We start from the raw sequence: 21,812 nt of genomic DNA, 5'->3' as shown, positions 1-21,812 counted from the left end.
GTGAACCATTTGGACAAAATACTCGAAGTGAAAGATCTTCATGTGACGTTTACAACCTATGGTGGTTCTGTCCAGGCTGTACGTGGAGTAAATTTTCATTTAAATAAAGGCGAGACTCTAGCGATTGTAGGAGAATCTGGTTGTGGAAAAAGTGTTACATCGAACGCAATCATGCGATTGATTCCTAACCCACCAGGGGAAATCACCAAAGGAAATATTTATTTTAAAGGGCAAGACTTAATTCAATTTCGAGAGAAAAAGATGCGATCGATTCGTGGTGTTGATATTTCGATGATTTTTCAAGATCCGATGACAGCCTTAAATCCAACTCTTACTATCGGTACACAACTAATGGAAGGGTTAAAAGAGCATAAAGGAATTTCTGGAAAGCAAGCGAAAGAAAAAGCAATTGAAATGATGGAACTCGTTGGAATACCGAGTCCAGAAGAACGCTTGAAGCAGTATCCACATCAATTCAGTGGAGGGATGAGACAACGAATCGTTATTGCAATTGCCTTGATTTGTGATCCAGACCTGCTTATAGCTGACGAACCAACGACAGCTCTTGATGTAACGATTCAAGCACAAATACTGGAGTTGTTTGAAAAGATACAAGAAAAGATGGGTGTTTCAATTATTTTAATTACACATGATTTAGGTGTAGTTGCTAAAATTGCTGATCGGATTGCGGTGATGTATGCAGGGAAAATTATCGAGACAGGAACGAAACGAGAAATTTTCTATCAACCACAGCACCCATATACAAAGGGATTGTTAAAATCAGTACCTCGGCTGGATATAAAGGAAGATAAATTAACGCCAATTGATGGTACTCCACCTGATTTATTCTCACCTCCACAAGGATGTCCTTTTGCAGCAAGGTGTCCGTTTGCGATGGAGGTGTGTGATAAAGTTTATCCAGTTCATACTGAGTTAACATCATCACATAATGTGGATTGTTGGCTTCAAGATGAACGGGCACAACAGCTATTAGCTGAAAGTTCTTTTCAATATTAAAAAAGGGGGAAAATGGTATGAAGAACAAGAAATTACTGTTGTTTTTGTTGGCTTTATTAACTGCATTTGTATTAGCAGCTTGTACTGCAAATGAAGATGCGGGAGAGCCAGATGATGCTGATGCAGGGGAAACGGAAGAAGGGGAAGGTCAAGAAGGAGAAGCTGCAGGTGAAAAAGTTCTTCGTGTAAATAATGGAGTAGAACCAACATCCCTTGATCCATCGATAGGGTTTGATCAGGTTTCTTGGGATCCATTAAACAACTTAATGGAGGGTCTGACTAGATTAGATCAAGAACATGTTGCCGGTCCGGGTGTGGCGGAGAGTTGGGACATATCAGAAGACGGATTAACGTACACATTCCATTTACGTGAAGATGCAAACTGGTCGAATGGAGATCCGGTAGTTGCAGAAGACTTTGTATATGCATGGAAGTATATGTTGGATCCAGCGAATGCTTCATCAGCTGCCTTTTTAGCATATTTTATTGAAGGTGCAGAAGCATTTAATACTGGGGAAGGTTCAGCAGATGATGTCAATATTACTGCTGTAGATGAAAAGACATTAGAAGTAGTATTGGAAGCACCAACTGGATTTTTCCTAGATGTGTTAACCAATCCGGCATTCTTCCCAGTAAATCATAAAGTGGCAGAAGAAAATCCTGATTGGCATGCAGAAGCTGATTCATTCGTAGCAAACGGCCCATTTCAATTAGAATCTTGGGAGCATGATAGTGAAATGGTATTTGCCAAAAATCCAGAGTATTGGGATGCTGATGCTGTGAATTTAGATAAGATCCATTTTGCAATGGTAAATGATACGAATACACAATACCAAATGTTTGAAACTGGAGAGCTCGATACAGCAACAATCCCTCCAGAAATGTCAGATGAATTAATTGATGGTGATAATGTATTTATCGGCGATTATGGTGGATTAGAATTCTTCCGTTTTAACACGACAGAAGAACCATTCCAAAATAAAAATATTCGTAAGGCATTTGCCTATGCCATTAATCGTGATGATATTGCTACCTATGTCGTGAAAAATGGTGTAGAGCCGGCATATGGATTTGTATCGCCTGGATTTACTACGCCAGATGGTGGGGATTTCCGTGATGAAAATGGAAATTTAGTAGAGTTTGATCCAGAGACTGCAAAAGAACTATTAGAACAAGGGATGGAAGAAGAAGGCTATAGTGAACTTCCAAGCATTGTTTTATCTTATAACACAAGCGACACGAATAAAGCTGTTGCGGAATCCATTCAAAATATGTTGAATGAAAATCTTGGTGTGGAAGTAACATTAGAAAACCAAGAATGGAATGTATTTGCTGAAGCACAGCAAAACTTAGAATTGCAATTATCACGTAGTTCATTTATTAATGACTACAGTGATCCGGTAAACTTCTTAGAGAGCTTTATTACGGACTCTTACATGAACCGTACTGGTTGGTCGAATGAAGAATACGATGCATTAATTGAAAAAGGAAAAACAGAAACAGATGAAGAACAACGCTACGAATATCTATATGAAGCGGAAAGATTGCTTGCAGAAGAAATGGTTGCAATGCCAATTCGTTACTATAATACGGTAGTTCTAGAAGCGGATCATGTGGAAGGAATTCTACGTCATCCAGTTGGTTATTTTGATCTGAAATATGCTGACGTAACAGAGTAAATCATACTTCTAAAACATAACAAAAGATATTTTATTTCGTAAGTTGAAAGATAGCTAGAATAATAAATATACAGAGAATCTTGTGGAAGTGAGGCATAGGTGAGTCCTGAGGCATGAGCAACAGAGGCTCACCAGCCACTTCTATATATGTGCAGGATTTTCAAAAAAATTATTCGCATGTGCATTTATTAAATGGAATACATAAGAAAGAGGGTTTTTCATGATACTTCCTAAACGTCTTAAAGAAGGGGATAAAGTTGGGATAGTTGCCCCAGCAGGACCACCTAACCGAGAAAAGGTAAATAAATCTGTAACCTTTTTTGAACAGTTAGGCCTTTCCGTGCAGTTTGGTAAGTACCTTTATGACGAAAGAGGTTATTTGTCGGCTGGTGATGAACAACGATTGGAAGATTTTCATGAGATGATTGCAGATAGTAGTATTAAAGCTATTTTTTTCGCGAGAGGTGGATATGGAACCGCTCGTATCGTTGATCAATTAGATATGAATTTAATTGGAAATAACCCCAAAATTATATGGGGTTATAGTGATATAACGTATTTACATACGGCTATACGCCAAGCTACTGGATTGGTCTCCTTTCATGGCCCGATGGCCGCATCTGATATTGTGAAAGCCGATTTTGATCGTTTCTCAGGTCAATTATTTAAACAATTATTTAAACCTACTCAATTAATTTACTCAGAAAAAGTCTCTCCGCTTTACGTATATACAAAGGGAATTGCAAAAGGAGAAGTTGTTGGGGGGAATCTCTCGTTATTAGTGAGTTCCATGGGAACATCTTATGAGATTGATACAAAAAATAAACTATTATTAATAGAAGATATAGGAGAAGAACCTTATCGTGTAGATAGTATGCTTAATCAACTACGACTTGCCGGTAAGTTAGAAGATGCAGCTGGAATTATTGTAGGAGACTTTTCTGAAGCGGAACCTACTGTCCAACCAAGTCTTTCTTTAACAGATGTGTTTGATGATTATTTTCGACCACTCGGAAAACCTGTTATCGGAGGGTTTAAAATTGGACATTGTTTTCCTCATTTTTCAATGCCATTAGGAGTTGTGGCGGAATTATCTTCAGAAAGCAAATCGTTGACAATTGATCCAGGTGTGAAATAAAGGGAGAGAGGACATGAAGATAACAAGTGTAGAAACCTTTATAGGATCTGTGCCATTACACACTCCATTTAAAACAGCATTACGTACCGTAACAGTAGCTGAATCCATTATCGTCAAAATAACAAGCGAAGATGGTTATGTAGGGTGGGGAGAAGCTCCTCCTACCCATGTTATAACAGGAGAGAGTCTCGCAAGTATTGAATACGCTATTCATCATGTGATCAAACCATTTTTAATTGGAAATTCATTGTCGACTTATGAACGTATTTTTGAACAACTGCAAGCATGTATGATTGGTAATACGAGTGCCAAAGCAGCTGTTGATATGGCGATTTATGACTTATTAGCACAATATGCAAAACTACCACTTTATCAGTATTTAGGAGGATACCATTCGGAAATTGAAACGGATTATACCGTCAGTGTAAATACTGTGGAAGAAATGGTAAGAGATGCGAACCAATATAAATTAAATGGATTCTCGATATTGAAGGTAAAGGTTGGCAAAGATCAAATTGAAACAGATATGGAACGAATCAAAGCGATTCGTCAATCAGTAGGAAATGAAGTTCGTATTCGACTCGATGCGAACCAGGGTTGGAACCCCAAAGAAGCTGTTAAGGTAATTCAGAAAATGGAAGATCTGCAACTAAATATTGAGCTTGTTGAACAACCAGTTATAGCCAAAGATTTAGAAGGATTAAAGTTTGTAACCGATCGAACAGAAACTCCAATCATGGCAGATGAAGCGGTATTCTCTATCCACGATGCAAGACAAGTTCTAGAAAATAAGGCAGCTGATCTAATTAACATCAAATTAATGAAATCAGGTGGAATCCATCAAGCTAGAAAAATAGCAACTTTAGCGCAAAGCTATGGAATAGAATGTATGGTTGGTAGCATGATAGAAACGAAACTAGGAATTAGTGCGGCTGCTCATTTTGCTGCAAGTCATCCAGTTGTCACAAGGTTTGATTTCGATGCCCCGCTAATGCTATCAGGAGATTTGGTCCATGGTGGAGTAATTTATAAAGGAAGTCATCTATCTTTTAGTGAGGATTATGGATTAGGAATCTGCGGAATTCGCTCTGAGTTTTTGAGACAAAACACAATGAAATAATTTCAGAATGGGGGAGCTGAAATATGAAACAAACGTTTGATCAATTATCCGAAGATTTTTGGGTGACCGATGTACAAGTGGCAACAGTATGGACGAATCCACAGTCGGCCAGGGATATAGATAAAGATGGGCGAACGAATCCGACAAATGTAAATCAATGGTATGAGCAACTTTCCTATGATGAACGATTAGCGCTTTGTAATGAAAATAGAGTACAAACACAAGCATTATATGGCGAACCAGTTATAGTAATTAATGAATTAGATGATTGGGCGGAAGTTATCTTGCCATTTCAAGCTTCGAAGAAAGATAAAAGAGGATATCCTGGCTGGGTGCCAAAGCAACAATTAACCATGACAACGAAAACACATTGGGTAAGAGATTCTATGGCGATGGTTATAAAAAACAAGAGTTGGTTAGAAACCCAAGAAGGTGAAAAAACACTTGAAATTAGCTTTGCAACCATTCTACCTGTAGTAACTGAACAAGAGATGATACAAGTGCAAACTCCACATGGTATACAATATATAGCTAAAGAAGATGTACTTATTTTTCCTACAAAGGAAGGAGTACCTACTCGAACTGGAGAGGACATCGTTCGAACCGGAATGCTATTTTTACAATTAGATTATTTCTGGGGAGGAATGAGCTCTTTTGGCTACGATTGTTCCGGTCTGGCTTATGCGGCTCATAAGGCGAATGGATATTGGATCGCCAGAGATGCAGGTGATCAAGCAGTCGGTGGAAAAGAAATACCGTTTGATGAGGTACAAGCTGGAGATTTACTGTTTTTTGCCTATGAAGAAGGAAAAGGAAATATTCATCATGTAGGAATATATAAAGGAAATGGTGAAATGTTACATTCACCACAAACAGGTAAAGGAATCGAAATCACTCCATTAGAAGGAACCAAATATGAAAAAGAATTATGTGCAGCACGAAGATATTGGTAAATAGGAGGGTTGAGAATGCAAGATCATATTCTAGAAGTTCGTAACTTAAAAAAGTATTTTCAAGTTGGCAAGGGAAGTTTATTAAAAGCAGTTGATGATATCACTTTTCATGTAAAACCAGGGGAAACCTATGGGCTCGTTGGGGAATCAGGCTGTGGTAAATCAACGATTGGAAGAACCATTCTTGGTCTATATAATAAGACAGATGGAGAAGTTATTTTTGATCATGAAAATGTACACGAACTGAGTGAAAAAGAACGTTTTTCTTTTTATCGTAAAATGCAAATGATCTTTCAAGATCCATATGCATCCTTAAATCCTCGTTCTACGATTAAAGAGATAATATCTGAACCGATGGAAGTGCATAACTTATATTCAACTAAAAAAGAGAGATTACAACGTGTATATGAATTGTTAGAAGAGGTAGGCTTGAACAGGGATCATGCCAATCGTTATCCTCATGAATTTAGTGGTGGACAGCGGCAACGAATTGGTATAGCTCGAGCCCTCGCGTTAGATCCAGAGTTTATAATTGCAGATGAGCCTATTTCAGCACTCGATGTTTCCGTACAAGCACAGGTAGTTAACCTTATGAAGCGGTTGCAACAAGAAAAAGGATTGACGTTTTTATTTATTGCCCATGATTTATCGATGGTAAAACAGTTTTCAGATCGGATTGGGGTTATGTATTTGGGCAATATGGTGGAAGAAACTCAAAGTGAACATTTATATGATAATCCTTTACATCCATATACGAAGGCATTGTTATCAGCGATACCTATTCCCGATCCGGATATCGAGGATCAGCGGGAACGTATTATATTAGAAGGAGAGCTACCAAGTCCGATTCATCCTCCAAGTGGTTGTGTGTTTCGAACACGATGCCCGATGGCGATGGAAGTATGTGCAAGCGATCGTCCTGTGTGGCAAGAAGTGGAAAAAGGTCATTATGTTGCCTGTCATCTGTACGATAAGTCAAAGGAGAATAGTCCTCATACAGGCCCACAATTGAAAGAAGGGGCTATTCGTTAAATCGCTATGATACTAGTTCTGTTCTTGATCTGAACGGGGCTAGTTTTTTGTTGCATTAATAATGATTAAATTTGTGTGCTGGGGATAATTTATATTTTTGCTATATTCTATATATAAATGTTACAGGAAAATGAAGTTTTTCTTCTTAGCTAAATTTAAGGTCTATTTTTTCGAGTGACTGTATAGATTTATTAGTAGGGATGCTAGATTAGCATCAGACCTTATTGGCAAAGGAGGGAAGCTGTGCAAAAAAAGTATATAAAAAGAAGAAAACCATCTATCCAAAAGAAAATTATGATGCTCAAACAAAAAAAACAACCATATGCCAGCCATCAAGAACCAGGTCTGAAAAAAATTGTGCCTTTCCGTAATCGAAAATCACGATACTTCCAAAATAAATCACCTGTGCCTTGGAGATTAACGATGCTCAGTTTTTTTGGTATCCTTATCTTATTTATCCTTGTTGTGCCTGCTACTGTCGTCAACCTCTCCAAAGATAATAGCGAAACATACTCACAAGCTAAAGAAAATCAAGCAGCTGCTCAGGATACAGAACAAGAAGTCGTCGAGGTAGGTGGTTCTCCTTTTTCAGTGGCGGTCATGCGAGACAAACAAGAGACGGTTGAGGATGTACCTTTAGAAGAATATGTCGCCGGAGTAGTCGCATCCGAGATGCCCACTGAATTTGAATTAGAGGCTTTAAAAGCTCAAGCAGTAGCTGCCAGAACATTTACAGTGAATCTATTACTACATGGGAAAGATAATAATCCGTATGATCTAACCGACACTGTAAACCATCAAGTGTATAAAAGCCCAAATGAATTAAAGGAATTATGGAAAGATAAGTATGAAGAAAATATGAATAAAATAAATAGTGCGGTAAAAGAAACAAAGGGACAAATCATCACGCATAATGATGCTCCAATTACTGCCGCCTTTTTCTCAACAAGTAATGGATATACGGAGAACTCAGAAGATTATTGGGAAACGGAAGTATCCTACTTAAGAAGTGTGGAAAGTCCATGGGATAAAGAAGAATCTCCAAAATACACCAGTCAATCTATGTTTACACTTGAAGAAGTTTCAAGTGCATTAGATGTGGAATTAGCTGAAGATCAAGCAGTACCAATGGAAATAACACGAACAGAAAGTGGCAGAGTGAAAAACTTAGTTATAGCCGGAAAGACAATCTCAGGAAGAATTGTTCGTGAAGAGCTAGACCTTCTATCAAGCGATTTTACGGTAGAACAAAAGAATAATCATTTAGTATTTACAACAGAAGGGTTTGGACACGGTATTGGAATGAGTCAATATGGTGCCAATGGAATGGCAAAAGAAGGAAAAACATATGAAGATATCATCCATTATTATTATAAGGATGTTGAAATAAATTCTGTAGATGAAACAGCACCAACCCTCGTTTCAAGGTGAGACGAGGGGTTTTTTCTTGTCCGATCGTTCAATACTTATAAAACATGTACGAATTTTATCTTTGAAATTATCCTTTTTGTATAAAAACTATAAAACTCTTGAAATGTATGGATAAACAGGGATGTAACCATTTACTTTACCCAAAATTATTTAAATCATCCACAAAATTTTAAATTTTTTCCCTCTGTATGTATATATTTTGATTTTTCTGCTCACAATGGTTGCAGAGGTGATGAAAAATGAATGAGGAATTCAAAGGGCCAAAAAATAAATGGCGCCAAATTTTCCGTAAGAAGTGGTTTTTCCCAGCACTGTATTTAACCATTGCAGCAGTTTTATTAACCGCCGTAGTCTGGTATCAAAATATTGATTCTGATACAGCGGAAGAAAGATCTGCAGAAGATCATTACACTCCAGTAATGAACGATGAAGATGCAGAACCAGTATTAGATCAACAAGAAGTAATCGCAATGCCAGTAGCAAATGCAGAAGAAGCAGAAATCGTAACTAAATTTTTTGACTACGACGCAGATCAAGAAGATCGTCAAAACGCACTAGTACTATATAATAATCGATACTATCAAAGTACTGGTGTAGATATTGCAGCAGCAAATGCAGAGACATTTGAAGTACTTGCAGCGATCAGTGGTACTGTAGAAGAAGTAAAAGAAGATCCATTGTTAGGTAATGTTGTTGTACTAGCCCATGATGAAGACATCAAAACGTATTATGCTAGTCTTGAAGAAGTTTCCGTTTCAGCAGGAGACAAGCTTACTCAAGGAGACAAGCTAGGTACAGCTGGTAAAAATATTTTTGGAAAAGATAATGGAACACATGTCCATTTTGAAATCCGTAAATCTGGTGCGGAATTAAATCCAGAAAGTTACTTTAATCAACCAGTTAGTAGTCTTGCAAATGTAGAAGAAGACTCTGCAGTAACCGAAGAAGGCGAAACAGATGAATCAAGTGAAGAATCTTCTAATGAAGTAGAACAAGAAGATAATGCTGGGGAACAACCTGTAGAAGAAGATTCTGATTCAGAATCAAATACAGATGAAGAGCCAGAATCAGAAGAAAATACTGAAGAATAATAGATGAGGGCCTGATTTCTATCAGGCTCTTTTTTTTATGTGTGAATCAATTTCATTATTCACATTGGTATATGATCCCGATTGTCGTGCGGTTTGATTTCTATAGCAGGCGGACGCTTGCGCTTTTGTTTATTGATTGTTACGTACAGCAGTTTATCCTCACTTTACCTCTCTCGTTAAGGCTATTTCTTTTGAAGAGGGTATTATTGCCAGTTCATGGAGGATATATTCGAAAACTCCCAGACTTTGTTCCTATGTATCAATGATTCTGCATAAATTGTCGAACGATATATTATTTTTTTTATAAATATTTGTGGTAAGATAGTATTGTTTTAAAAATAGAGGGAATTTTCCCTAAAAAGGAAAAGGATGAAGCGAAGTGATCCTCACGAATTTGATGGAATCTCATACAGAAGACTCGTTGACCGATATTGCTTCAAGAGTTTACCATGAATATGATTTAACTGTTGCAAGGGATATAATGAAATCGATTTGTTTAAATAGCCCGTCTAGCGAAATTCAGAAGACAGGAATGGAATACCTCTACATGAATGCATATTTTCGTGAGTTAGATCAGCTAATAGAAAAAAATCGTGAATCAATTAACCCTTCTAATAGGCTTTGGGGTAATATATATAGGCTTATGATTGATTTATTTAATCAGCACACATCCCCTGATAAAACGCTTCACTACTTAGACTATTTCAAAACTCGATACACGATAAAAGAACCTGAAATTACATTATTAATAAAGTTAATAAGAGAAACATGCTTCTATTATAAAAGAAATTATAGAAGACTCGGAGACCTTATCGCTACATATGAAACACACTTAGACGAGGTAAAAGAACGCATTTTAGTCAACTTTTTTAAAGTGCGTATCTATCGATTTTACACTGTTTTTCATATGGCAAGAAATGAATTGATTATTGCAAGAAAATATGCGTATAAAGCTTTAAATATAAATGAAAGTATCCTACTTGAGGCTGCCATCCATAGTCACCTTGGGTTATCCTATACCTTCGATACTTATGAAAAAGGTATGTATCATTTGAAAAAAGCGCAACAAATTTCCCAAAAACATAACATTAGATTGTACAAGCATCGAGTTGAGAATAATTTTATCCCGTTACTTTCAGGCAAGTTTAAGAAAGTAGATGAAGTACAATCTATGGATAAAGCAGAACAAGCCCATCTTGAGGTCGCAAGAGGTGACTATGATAAAGCATTGGATCTTTTAGAAACCGTCCGTATCGAAACACCACTTCAACGATATTATCTTGGTTTAGCGAAACAAGATAAGGATATATTAATTCAATCTTATAATGAGTTTATTTTAAATAATAATGATTTTTTCTATAGCCGATTGCCGTTGGAGGCACTCGATTTATAAAATGAAGAGTAACCAAATTATGATCTGGTCTGTGCCGATGATAGTTTGGTTTTTTGTTATTTATACCCAAAAAGAATTCATTCATCGGAGTCTAAGTTTTCGCATAAATATAAGCAGTATTTGTAATAGAAATTTGTCATTAGCCATGATATGGAAAAAAACACCCTGTCCAAATTCTGAATTGTTCAAAATTAATCATAAATACCAGCCTTAAGTAATAAAATGTTACAAACCATGCAATCGAACTTTCTGAGGTGAGAGCTTGCGTTGTCTACTTCTTGCTCCACAAGGAACATTGGGCTACTTATATTTTTCAAGCAGCTACATATCCGATCTATTTAGCATACTTTTCTATTTAGACAAACATAACAACGTATAACACCCTGTCTCAAATTACACCTCGGAATTACAACTTAGGGAGGCGAACGGTGTGCATGATTACATCAAAGAGAGAACAATCAGGATAGGAAGACATGTCGTAGAAACAAGAAAAACCGTCCGAACAATCGCAAAAGAGTTCGGTGTTTCAAAAAGTACAGTTCATAAAGACCTTACCGAACGATTACCAGAAATCAATCCTGAGTTAGCGATTCAAGTGAAAGAAATACTTGAATATCATAAAGCAATTCGACACCTGCGTGGGGGTGAGGCCACTAGACAAAAATATAAAATTGATGGTAAGCCGTTAGAGACAGAGAAGAAGCCAGCAGGATAAGGTATTTACTTAAGAAAGGAGTGTGTACAAAGAATAATCCATAAGATCCAATTTCATTTATAAACAGTAGGTAAAATGACGTTATATAGGTCAACCTACTGTTTTTCTTTATTGCTCAATACACCATCTCTCCTACTTTTTAGACAAAATATTAATCAATATGCAGTTAATTGTGGATTTTTGTGGTAAAATATTATAATAGTAGCATTATGTCTTCGGACGGTGCAAGATTGTAACGCTAGGAGGATTTTGATTCATGTTTTCCAGAGATATTGGAATCGACCTTGGTACTGCCAATGTATTGATTCATGTAAAAGGTAAGGGAATTGTTCTTAATGAACCATCTGTCGTAGCGATGGACCGCAATACTGGTAAAGTACTTGAGGTTGGTGAAGACGCGAGAAGAATGGTTGGACGTACACCAGGAAATATCGAAGCGCTTCGCCCCTTGAAAGACGGTGTAATCGCAGACTTTGATGTAACAGAAGCTATGCTGAAGCATTTTATAAATAAGATTAATGTCAAAGGTGTTCTATCTAAACCTAGAATGCTTATTTGCTGTCCGACGAATATTACAAAAGTTGAGCAAAAAGCGATTAAGGAAGCAGCTGAAAAATCTGGCGGTAAAAAAGTTTATCTAGAAGAAGAACCAAAAGTAGCTGCCATTGGTGCAGGAATGGAAATTTATCAACCGAGCGGAAACATGGTAGTGGATATTGGTGGAGGTACGACCGATGTAGCCGTACTTTCTATGGGAGGCATCGTTACTTCTGAATCAATTAAAATGGCCGGTGACAAGTTTGATATAGAAATTATGCAATACATTAAGAAGAAATACAAATTATTAATTGGAGAACGTACAGCAGAAGAGATCAAAATAAATGTTGCTACCGTTTTTAAAAATTCACGTAACGAATCCATGGATATTCGAGGAAGAGATATGGTATCAGGTCTTCCAAGAACTATCTCTATTGGGTCTGAAGAAATACAATCTGCTTTAGGCGAATCTGTATCTTTAATTGTCCAAGCTGCAAAATCAGTATTAGAACGCACACCACCAGAGTTGTCTGCTGATATTATAGACAGAGGGGTAATCTTGACTGGTGGAGGAGCATTACTTCATGGAATTGATCAATTACTAGCAGAAGAATTAAAAGTTCCTGTGTTCATCGCTGAAGATCCAATGGATTGTGTAGCCAAAGGTACAGGCATTATGCTAGAAAATATTGATAAAGTAGAAAAACGAAATATTAGCTAAACGTTTCGACCGTTCATACCGAAATTAGAAATAAGTATGTACTTTCTAAATTGACGGGAGAGAATACCATGTTAAGAGGTTTATATACAGCTGCCAGTGGTATGATTACACAACAACGGCAGCAAGAATCACTATCGAATAATATCGCAAATGCGAATACTCCTGGATATAAAGCAGATCAAACAACTATCCGAGCATTTCCAGAACTATTATTGCAACAGACAGGTTCCAGTAGTCAAATTCCAACATCACAAGGTGGAATGAACTTCCCGATAAGTCAGACGATTGGTCCGATCAATACGGGGGTCTATGTTCAAGAAACTGTACCTAACTTTGCTCAAGGTGATGTTCAGGAGACTGGATTATCTACAGACGTAGCAATAATTCAAGGACAAGTTCCTGATGAAAATGGATTTCTATTCTTTTCTGTTCAAAACGAGAATGGCGAAGAAAGACTCACACGTAATGGTAATTTTACTGTTGATGGAGAAGGCTTTCTTGTAACCAATCAAGGAAATTATGTTCTTGATGAAGCAGGCAACCCGATTCAGACAAATGGTTTAGATTATGTTGTAACACCAGAAGGTTTTGTTCAGACAGCAGATGGTACGTTCCCATTAGGTATTCGCTATGTGGAAGATTCGAATCAGCTTGTAAAAGAAGGAAATGATTTATTTGCAGGAGAATCAATAGATGTACCAGCTGCTGCGACATTTTCATTGCAACAAGGTGCTTTAGAACAATCAAATGTGAATACCATGCAAACAATGACAGACATGATGAATGCGTACCGATTATTTGAAACAAACCAACGTGTTTTACGTGCATATGATGAAAGTTTAGGAAAAACAGTAAATGAAATAGGTCGTCTTGGATAAGGTTCTGGAGGGATATAAACGATGTCACAAATGATGATACAGGCTGCTGTTACAATGAATCAATTGCAAAATAAGCTTGATTTAATTGGTAATAATATGGCAAATAGCCAAACTACTGGCTATAAAAGTAGACAAGCTGAATTTTCATCCTTACTTACACAACAGGTGAATAATTTAACGGATCCGGCTAATGCACAAGGTCGATTAACTCCAGATGGTATTCGTGTGGGTTCAGGGTCAAGACTGGGTTCTACGAATATGAATCTGAATCAAGGAGCTATTCAAGAAACAAATCGAGATCTTGATGTAGCATTAACAAGTGAAAACCTATTATTCCAAGTTGAAGTAACCGAAAATGGACAGGTTGGAACACGTTATACTCGTGATGGATCGTTTTATCTCAGTCCAATGGAGAATGGTCAAATGATGCTCTCGACATCGGATGGTAATCCAGTTATCGGTAATAACGGCCCGATTTTAATACAAGATGGTTTTGATTCCATTGAAATAAATGAATATGGTCAACTGCTAGTTGAGCGTAATGGACAACAAGCAATAGAAGATCAGCTTTCGGTCGTTGAAGCAATTCGCCCACGTTTATTAGAATCAACCGGTCAGAATTTATTTCAACTACCCAATTTAGAAGCACTAGGATTTAATGCAGAAGAGATCATTCAAGAAACGAATCCGCAAACTGCGATTTTACAATCTAAAGCATTGGAACAATCAAATGTAGATATTTCTAAAGAAATGTCAGATTTATTAATGACACAACGATTGTATCAATTTAATTCACGTACAATTACAATGGGCGATCAAATGATGGGACTAGTCAATCAAATTCGCTCGTAATTCCAAATCGCATCTCTCTTGCAGTTCGTTCTAATTCTGCGTAAACTAAGAAACGTAATTTGGTCAATATGTTGATTTGTATTTGAGTTAGGAGAAACAATCATGTCTACTAATGAAACTGAAAAACAACAAAAACGCCGTGCCAAAAATGAAAAAGCTGCAACTAGCAGCGAGGCACAAGTGGCTCAGAATAAAGAGAAAAATCAGGACACCCGTAAAAAGCAAAAGAAATTACAAAAAAAAGAGAAACGAGATGCAAAATTTCCCAGAATTCGTGTATTTCCTATCTGGCTGCGCATTATTGTAATTTCTATTTTTTGTGTCTCCGCTCTCGTGATTGGACTCATGGTGGGATATGGAGTTATTGGAGATGGACCACCAACTGAAGTACTAAAGAAGGAAACATGGCAGCATATTATTGATATTGTCTATAAATCCGAATAAAATAAATCATAAACAGTAAGCATGCATTCTAAAATTTAATTGAAATGCATGCTTTTTAAATGGAATAACACCAGCTCTCGACACTTCAACATACGGTGGTGGAGAGGAGGATTTTTAATGGTAGCGGTAACATAATAGAGGAGATGAGTGCCCATAATTAGAAAGGAAACAAGAAAAAGGTAACTCATAAAAAAGATAAGTGCCCATAATCGGAGGAACCAAGAAATTCCGGTCGATAATTCATTAGAAAGGAAATATATTTATGAAGCAATATACATTAACTGAGAAATTCTTCTCGAATAAGGGAATTCACCTTGTAGACGAAAATGAAAAAATTATTGGTGAGGTTACCGGTATTCGAAAAGAAGGATACGAGCGAAAAAATGTATTTAATTTTAAACCAGTGGAAGGAAGTTCTACGATCGTAGGAATAAAGAAAAGAAGTTGGAAGAATGTGATACAACCTTCGTATGGCGTCATTCATGCAGAGCATACATACACATTAAAGGATAAACTTGGTGATAATCTCCTTTATTTTTGTGTGACAGGTGTAATCGAAAACGATGATATATTTATAGAAGAGAACTGGAAAGAGGATATTATTGTTAAAGTGAATAAACAAAAAGTAGCAGTAATCCGTCCTGCAAAATTTTCCGGGAAATCGGTATTTAAAATAGATGAACAGATATCTCCAGACCATCGCTTATTTGGATTAATTATATTAATGGTTTTCATGTATCAAATTTACAATAAAGAAGCAGCAGTGATTATGGATTTGCTGTTTTAATTTGATATCGTAAACAACCTGCGTCTTAAAATGTCAAACTAATCCAAAAATAACTCCTCAATCTTGATTCAATCTGTTAAAATATGAAAAAAGCGCTATTTCGATAAATATAATCTTTTCTATTTCAATTTGGGGTGGAGAGGAGAGGTTGTTAATGGGATTAACCGTGGAAGAAGTTCTTCGTGAAGAGTTGTTAATAGATGCTAAGGTAGTGACTGGTAAATTACTAACGAGTAAGAAAGATGTTCAATGGATATCTGTAATTGAATTGCCTGTAGAAAATTTTGTTCGGAAAAATGAAATCGTGTTAACGACAGCAATTGGCTGTAAAAATGATCCCGATCTGTTTATTGAGTTTGTAAAAGATGTGATTGAATCAAAAGCTGCTGCACTTATGATTGCACTTGGGCGATTTATCTATGATATACCAAAAGAAGTGATCGATATGGCGAAGCAACACGACTTCGTTATTATTGTTTTGCCTTGGGAAATCCGGTTTGCCAATATTGTAGAAACGGTTATGCTGCAATTAACTGATGCGGGTAGCGAAGAACGAAAACGGTCTGAACGGGTTCAACAAAAGTTGTTAAATCTTATTTTAGCAGAACACGATTTAAATCATATTCTTAGCTTCATTCAAGAGGAGATGGAAGCAACTATTTATTTATCCGATCGATATGGAAACCTATTTGATAGGGAGCTTTATACAGAACAAGTTCAAGAACGGTGGAAGCAGAATGTAGTAAATGGTAAGGTCCCACGCCAACAGACTGTTCAAAACAATAACGATCCCCTTATTCAAAAATTTGACCTCATAGAAGAAACGCAATCGGAACATGCGCTCGTACAAATACCAATTCTACAAGTTTCTGGGGAGCCACAAGGTTATCTTTTTGTTTCACTTCCAGAAGGTGAAGAAAAGGAATCCTTTTTAACGACGAATCGAGTTCATATTATTGAACATGCAGCTACAACCATTGCTCTATGGTTATCGAAAAGAAATGCTATAGAAGAAACAAAAATTCGACTCCGCAGTGATTTTGTCGATGAATTAGCGAAAGGTTACTTTCAATCATATGAAGAAGCTGTATCACGTGCAGGCTTACTTGGATATGAATTGCATAACGAATATGTTTGTATTGTTGGTTTTGCGGAAAATATGGGGCGGATATTTGAGAGAAGAGTTCAAGAGGGGCATACGTTTGAATCATGGAAGAAAAGTATGCACAGATATATAGAAGAAGAAATAATTTATGCGGCAACAACACTGGAACGTCAATGGTTATTAACACGAAATGAAGAAGTATTTCTTATTTACTTGCAAGTGGAACATCAAACTGATCATGAGTATGCGACCGATTTTTTAGATATGATAGACCGTCGCTTGCAGCATCTTCTGCCAGATATTGAAATGATATGGGGACTAGGCAAGCGAGTCAAACACTTCTCCGATTACCACGTCAGTTATCAGCAGGCTCGTACTGCACTAAAAATCGGCTACCGAAAAGAAAAGCGACGTACTTGGTATGATCAAACCGGTCTCGATCGAATTCTTTTAAATCTTTATGAATTTGACGATATGCAGGAAATGATGAAAAATACGATAACTCCTTTGATAAAGTATGAAGCAGAGAGACAAATGGATTTGATTGGAACATTCACAGCATTTCATCAATATCGTGGAAATGTTAGTCAAACAGCGAGATCATTACATTTACATCGACAGTCGCTTCTGTATCGCTTACGCAAAATTGAATCTTTAACTGGGCTTTCTTTAAATAATTCTGATCATCTATTTCTATTAGAGCTTTGCTTGAAAACATGGAAAATAGGAAATGAAGACATGGATGCTCCATACTAACAAACATTACAAAACATCGATTATGCGTAAAACGTAAAAACCGCACCTGAATATATGTATACCCTCATCAGACAAGACATCTTGACATACATATTCTGTGAAGTAAAAAACGAATGAGGAGGAAAAACATGCAACTCAACATGAAGAAAGTTGTATTTATCGTTTTCTTTTTCATATTCACGTTTGCTACAGTCTATAATGCTTCGGCTTCAGGAATCGCTCCCCAAAAATTAAAAGGCGAATCAAATGAAAATGTCATATCTGGAAAAGTAGGTAACGGGAACGAAGAGACTCCAGGTGAATGGTACGCTGGTTCAACACCATCAAATCCAATTTCAGAAGCGCCTGTTATTTTATTTGTACCAGGACTGAACAATGTGGCGCAGATTTTCTGGGAAGAGAATGATATGTACCAAACAGTGCTTGATGCCGGATATCAAACTGCTTTTGTACAGTTATATGATGCCGGTGGAGCCTCTGCAACAATGTGGGATAATGGGGAATTACTTGCAGAAAAAATAAGAGAAATTTCTACACATTTTGATCGACCTGTAACAGTAGTTGCTTATAGTAAAGGTGGAGTCGATACGCAGACGGCATTAGCGTATTATGGTGCATGGCAATATGTAGACAATGTTATTACATTATCTAGCCCTCATCATGGGTCACAACTTGCCGATTTAGCGTACAGTTCTTCTGCAGGGTGGTTAGCAGACCTCCTTGGCGCTCAAGGTGATGGAACATATTCCATGCAACTAGGATATATGGAAAATTTTCGCGCTGAAATGGATAATCAACCCTTGGCATATCACAATAATTATTACACATTAGGTGGAACGGGCTGGGGTTCTGTATTTTCCTCTACATGGTTTGGAGGCATGTATTTATCCCAGTTTGGGTCCAATGATGGTGTAGTAACGAGTGAAAGTAGCAGTCTACCGGACGGGCAGCAACTGGCGGTAGAAGATTGGAATCATACTTCGATAAGAACCGGTGAAAGTTTCTCCACATTTGAAAATTACCTAATGGGTAATGAAACAGTAGATAGTTTAATCACACCTACTCAAAGTGCGAATTTGTCTTCCTCTAACAACAATCAATGGATCTCCGGAGGACCTTTAGAGAGTCAGAAGAAGGCTACTACAACTGTTGCAGTTGAAAATGATGTTAATGAAATTTCTCTGCACTTAATGACTACGGGTAATTTAGCAGAAATAAATCTCATAGATCCAAACGGGAAGAAAATCAAGCCAGATGTGACAACCACAAAAAATGAAGAAGGAGTTTTTGCAGGCTCCTTCAACCAAATGATTTTTATTAATAAACCCAAAGCCGGAAATTGGAAACTAGAACTTATTTCAGATCAACAAGATGCCTTCTTAATGGTAGTTGATTATAAAACAAAGGGAAAATTAATTCTTAATAATAATGTAGAGTTAAGTGCAAAACAACAGCCTCGTTATAATTTGCAAGTGAATGCAGAAGCGGTTCAGGAAAAAACTTTACAAGCAACGTATCACATAACGGAGTCTGGCACGGACAATACCAAAACGTATAGGACGAAAGGAAATTTCAATTTAGCAAAGGAGTTGTCAGTAGATAAGAAGAGTAGCGTATATAATATTACAATTGAACTAAAAGGTTTAACAAAAACAGGAGAAACATTTACGAGAACCATTGTTGATTCCGTATATGTGGATTAAGGAAACAATAGAGTGAGATAAAAGTTGTTTTAATCTCACATATCATTGTAAAAATTGTTTCAAAGATTATCTGAATGAACCGAAATATAATGGGAGGGGATTTTGAATATGTTTAACAAAATGTTATCAAGTATAGGAATTGGAAGCACAAAATTAGATACTCAATTAGATAAGGAAATTTATATGGCAGGTGAAACAGTAACAGGTAAGATATTGGTTACTGGAGGGAAGGTCGAACAAGAAATTGATCAAATCTATCTGTCTGTAAATACAAAGTATATAAAAGAAAGTGATGATGATAAAAGGTATCACGTTAACCTTATCATCGATAAATTTAAAATAGCTGAATCATTTACGATTCAACCTGGTGAAGCCAAGGAGATTCCATTTAACTTTGACTTGTCACCTCAAACTCCTTTAACAGTAAGAGATAAAAATGTTTGGATTGATACAGGATTAGATATTAAAAAAGCAGTTGACCCGGGTGATATTGATTACATTCAAGTGAATCCATCGTTAATCGTCGGTGCGATACTAGAAGCTGTTGATTCACTTGGCTTTAAGTTAGTTGAAGTAGAATCGAAAGAAGTCCATCGTTCATTTGGAAAACTTCCGTTCGTACAAGAATTCGAATATAAACCAAGAAGCGGAGAATATAAAGGATTATTAGATGAAATTGAACTAATCTTCATACCAAGTGAAGATCAGGTTGAGGTTCTTATGCAGATTGATAGAAAAGCAAGAGGATTATCTGGTTTATTCAAAGAAGCAATGGATCAGGACGAATCTTACGTAAGATTTACAGTAACAAGCTCAGATAGTTCTACTGTGCAAGAAACAATTCAAGAAATATTAAATCAAAACATAAATTAATGAAACAAAGATGAAGAGGTTGGGACAAAATATTTTGTCTCAATCTTTTTTTATCTACTTGTAAAACGGCGGTAATACCATCACTTAAAGACAATGAAGGTAGCAAAAAATAAGTGGTAGGAACAACGAGAACCTCTATGTTAAGAAAATTCCACTGGATATACGTATGTGTTAAATTACCCTTTGCGATAAAAACGCTTATCATCAAATCAGTATTATTTTTAAACTGACTACAAACTTCTAAAAACTTTCATACAAAATGGTGAATATCATTTTAAATATTTTGAAAATATAATGAATTAACAATCAAAAAAATAAGAAGGTGGTGTTTGACGTGAATGTAGAAGTTGCAGAGTATATGGATAGGATGAAGCGTACGAAAGCAAAGATGGCTGAGAAAGGAATAGAAGTACTACTAATTACAGACCCGGCAAATATGAACTATTTAACGGGATTCGATGGCTGGTCATTCTATGTCGATCAAATGTTGGTATTGATGGATGATGAGGAGCAACCGATTTGGATAGGAAGAACAGCAGATGCAAATGCGGCAAAGGTAACGACATGGCTGTTTCATGAAAATGTTATTCCTTATCCAGATACCTATGTTCATTCTCAAACGAGGCACCCTATGGACTTTGTAGCAGAAATCTTAACTCAGATTGGTCAAGATAAACGACATATTGGTGTCGAGATGGATAGTTATTATTTTTCAGCAAAATGTTTTCAACAATTGAATAACGGTCTGCCGAATGCAACATTTTTGGATGGTTCACTGATCGTAAACTGGGTACGTATCATTAAGTCACCTGCAGAAATAATGAAGATGCAAAAAGCTGGGGTTATTGGAGAACGTGCTATGCGTGAAGGAATCGAAATGGTAAATGCAGGGGTTAGAGGTTGTGATGTTGCTGCTAAGATAAGCCATGCACAATTAAGTGGTACGCCTGAGTTTGGGGGAGATTATCCAGCGATTGTACCTTTACTACCAGCAGGAGAGAGGACTTCAACCCCGCATCTTACATGGACAGATGAACCATATCAGCACGGTGAAACAGTAATTTTAGAATTGGCAGGTTGTTATCAACGCTATCATGCTCCAGTAGCTCGAACTGTTCAAATTGGTCAACCGTCGACAAATATGAAGAACTTATCCGAAGTAGTTATCGAAGGGTTGAATGCTTGTCTAGACTTTATACAGCCAGGAGTAGCTTGTGAAGAAATTGAAGCAGTTTGGAGGAAAACGGTGGAGAAACACGGCGTTACGAAAGAGTCGAGATTAGGATATTCGATGGGATTAAATTATCCGCCAGATTGGGGAGAGCATACAGCAAGTATCCGAACCGGAGATAAAACAATCCTTGTACCAAATATGACTTTTCATTTAATACCAGCGATCTGGTCCGAAGGCGATAGTTTTGAGATCAGTGAATCATTCCGTGTAACAGATAGTGGTTGTGAGACCTTTGTAAATCTGCCTAGAGAACTGATGATTAAAGATGGGTTTGCTAACCTAGATTTTGTCGGTTAGGAATAAAAGTATATGGTGGCGTGGATGCAAGTATCGTAACAAACAATTTAAAAAAG

At 36.9% G+C, this 21,812-nt stretch carries 19 protein-coding genes; all 19 read left to right on the top strand.

The window, feature by feature from the left end; all coding sequences use genetic code 11:
• The first annotated feature begins 9 nt into the window (after positions 1 to 9).
• The 19 genes from OB_RS15150 (at position 10) to OB_RS15060 (ending at position 21,756) form a co-directional block, all read left to right on the top strand.
• Positions 10 to 1,017: an ABC transporter ATP-binding protein gene (locus OB_RS15150; RefSeq protein ID WP_011067365.1), complete on the top strand. Its 1,008-nt coding sequence runs from the start codon at positions 10 to 12 to the stop codon at positions 1,015 to 1,017.
• A 17-nt stretch (positions 1,018 to 1,034) separates the two neighbouring features.
• A complete protein-coding gene (locus OB_RS15145) occupies positions 1,035 to 2,696 on the top strand; it encodes a peptide ABC transporter substrate-binding protein (RefSeq protein WP_011067364.1) in 1,662 nt (553 codons plus the stop codon).
• A gap of 220 nt (positions 2,697 to 2,916) precedes the next feature.
• Positions 2,917 to 3,834, top strand: coding sequence for a S66 peptidase family protein (locus OB_RS15140; RefSeq protein WP_011067363.1), 918 nt, complete (start codon positions 2,917 to 2,919; stop codon positions 3,832 to 3,834).
• A 13-nt stretch (positions 3,835 to 3,847) separates the two neighbouring features.
• A complete protein-coding gene (locus tag OB_RS15135) occupies positions 3,848 to 4,954 on the top strand; it encodes a dipeptide epimerase (RefSeq protein ID WP_011067362.1) in 1,107 nt (368 codons plus the stop codon).
• Between the two features lie 23 nt (positions 4,955 to 4,977).
• A complete protein-coding gene (locus OB_RS15130; protein WP_011067361.1) occupies positions 4,978 to 5,907 on the top strand; it encodes a C40 family peptidase in 930 nt (309 codons plus the stop codon).
• 15 nt (positions 5,908 to 5,922) lie between these two features.
• Positions 5,923 to 6,939, top strand: a complete 1,017-nt coding sequence (locus tag OB_RS15125; RefSeq protein ID WP_011067360.1) for an ABC transporter ATP-binding protein — start codon at positions 5,923 to 5,925, stop codon at positions 6,937 to 6,939.
• Positions 6,940 to 7,182: 243 nt separating this feature from the next.
• A complete protein-coding gene (gene spoIID, locus OB_RS15120) occupies positions 7,183 to 8,370 on the top strand; it encodes a stage II sporulation protein D (RefSeq protein ID WP_011067359.1) in 1,188 nt (395 codons plus the stop codon).
• 239 nt (positions 8,371 to 8,609) lie between these two features.
• The gene (locus OB_RS15115) at positions 8,610 to 9,461 is read left to right on the top strand and encodes a M23 family metallopeptidase (RefSeq protein ID WP_011067358.1); all 852 of its coding nucleotides are present in this window, start codon (positions 8,610 to 8,612) and stop codon (positions 9,459 to 9,461) included.
• A gap of 397 nt (positions 9,462 to 9,858) precedes the next feature.
• Positions 9,859 to 10,854 (top strand): AimR family lysis-lysogeny pheromone receptor, encoded by a 996-nt coding sequence (locus OB_RS15110; protein WP_231846959.1) that lies wholly within the window; start codon positions 9,859 to 9,861, stop codon positions 10,852 to 10,854.
• Between the two features lie 430 nt (positions 10,855 to 11,284).
• A complete protein-coding gene (gene spoIIID / locus OB_RS15105) occupies positions 11,285 to 11,569 on the top strand; it encodes a sporulation transcriptional regulator SpoIIID (RefSeq protein WP_011067356.1) in 285 nt (94 codons plus the stop codon).
• A gap of 256 nt (positions 11,570 to 11,825) precedes the next feature.
• Positions 11,826 to 12,827: a rod shape-determining protein gene (locus OB_RS15100; protein ID WP_011067355.1), complete on the top strand. Its 1,002-nt coding sequence runs from the start codon at positions 11,826 to 11,828 to the stop codon at positions 12,825 to 12,827.
• Positions 12,828 to 12,895: 68 nt separating this feature from the next.
• Positions 12,896 to 13,705 (top strand): flagellar hook-basal body protein, encoded by an 810-nt coding sequence (locus tag OB_RS15095; protein WP_011067354.1) that lies wholly within the window; start codon positions 12,896 to 12,898, stop codon positions 13,703 to 13,705.
• Positions 13,706 to 13,726: 21 nt separating this feature from the next.
• Entirely contained in the window at positions 13,727 to 14,557 is an 831-nt protein-coding gene (locus OB_RS15090) for a flagellar hook-basal body protein (RefSeq protein ID WP_011067353.1), read from the top strand.
• Between the two features lie 102 nt (positions 14,558 to 14,659).
• A complete protein-coding gene (locus OB_RS15085) occupies positions 14,660 to 15,001 on the top strand; it encodes a DNA-directed RNA polymerase subunit beta (RefSeq protein WP_011067352.1) in 342 nt (113 codons plus the stop codon).
• A gap of 262 nt (positions 15,002 to 15,263) precedes the next feature.
• Positions 15,264 to 15,788: a hypothetical protein gene (locus tag OB_RS15080; protein WP_011067351.1), complete on the top strand. Its 525-nt coding sequence runs from the start codon at positions 15,264 to 15,266 to the stop codon at positions 15,786 to 15,788.
• A 154-nt stretch (positions 15,789 to 15,942) separates the two neighbouring features.
• Positions 15,943 to 17,649 carry a PucR family transcriptional regulator gene (locus OB_RS15075; RefSeq protein WP_041544330.1) on the top strand — a complete coding sequence of 569 codons (1,707 nt, stop codon included), beginning with the start codon at positions 15,943 to 15,945 and terminating at the stop codon, positions 17,647 to 17,649.
• 128 nt (positions 17,650 to 17,777) lie between these two features.
• Positions 17,778 to 19,352: an esterase/lipase family protein gene (locus OB_RS15070; RefSeq protein ID WP_011067349.1), complete on the top strand. Its 1,575-nt coding sequence runs from the start codon at positions 17,778 to 17,780 to the stop codon at positions 19,350 to 19,352.
• Between the two features lie 108 nt (positions 19,353 to 19,460).
• The gene (locus OB_RS15065; protein WP_011067348.1) at positions 19,461 to 20,225 is read left to right on the top strand and encodes a sporulation protein; all 765 of its coding nucleotides are present in this window, start codon (positions 19,461 to 19,463) and stop codon (positions 20,223 to 20,225) included.
• Positions 20,226 to 20,559: 334 nt separating this feature from the next.
• Complete coding sequence (locus OB_RS15060) at positions 20,560 to 21,756, top strand: M24 family metallopeptidase (protein ID WP_011067347.1); 1,197 nt, start codon at positions 20,560 to 20,562, stop codon at positions 21,754 to 21,756.
• Positions 21,757 to 21,812: the final 56 nt, after the last annotated feature.

This window comes from Oceanobacillus iheyensis HTE831 (assembly GCF_000011245.1).
Taxonomy (GTDB): Bacteria; Bacillota; Bacilli; order Bacillales; family Amphibacillaceae; genus Oceanobacillus; species Oceanobacillus iheyensis.
The sequence above is the reverse complement of the archived record's forward strand: the minus strand, read 5'-3'. Positions and strand labels throughout refer to the sequence as shown.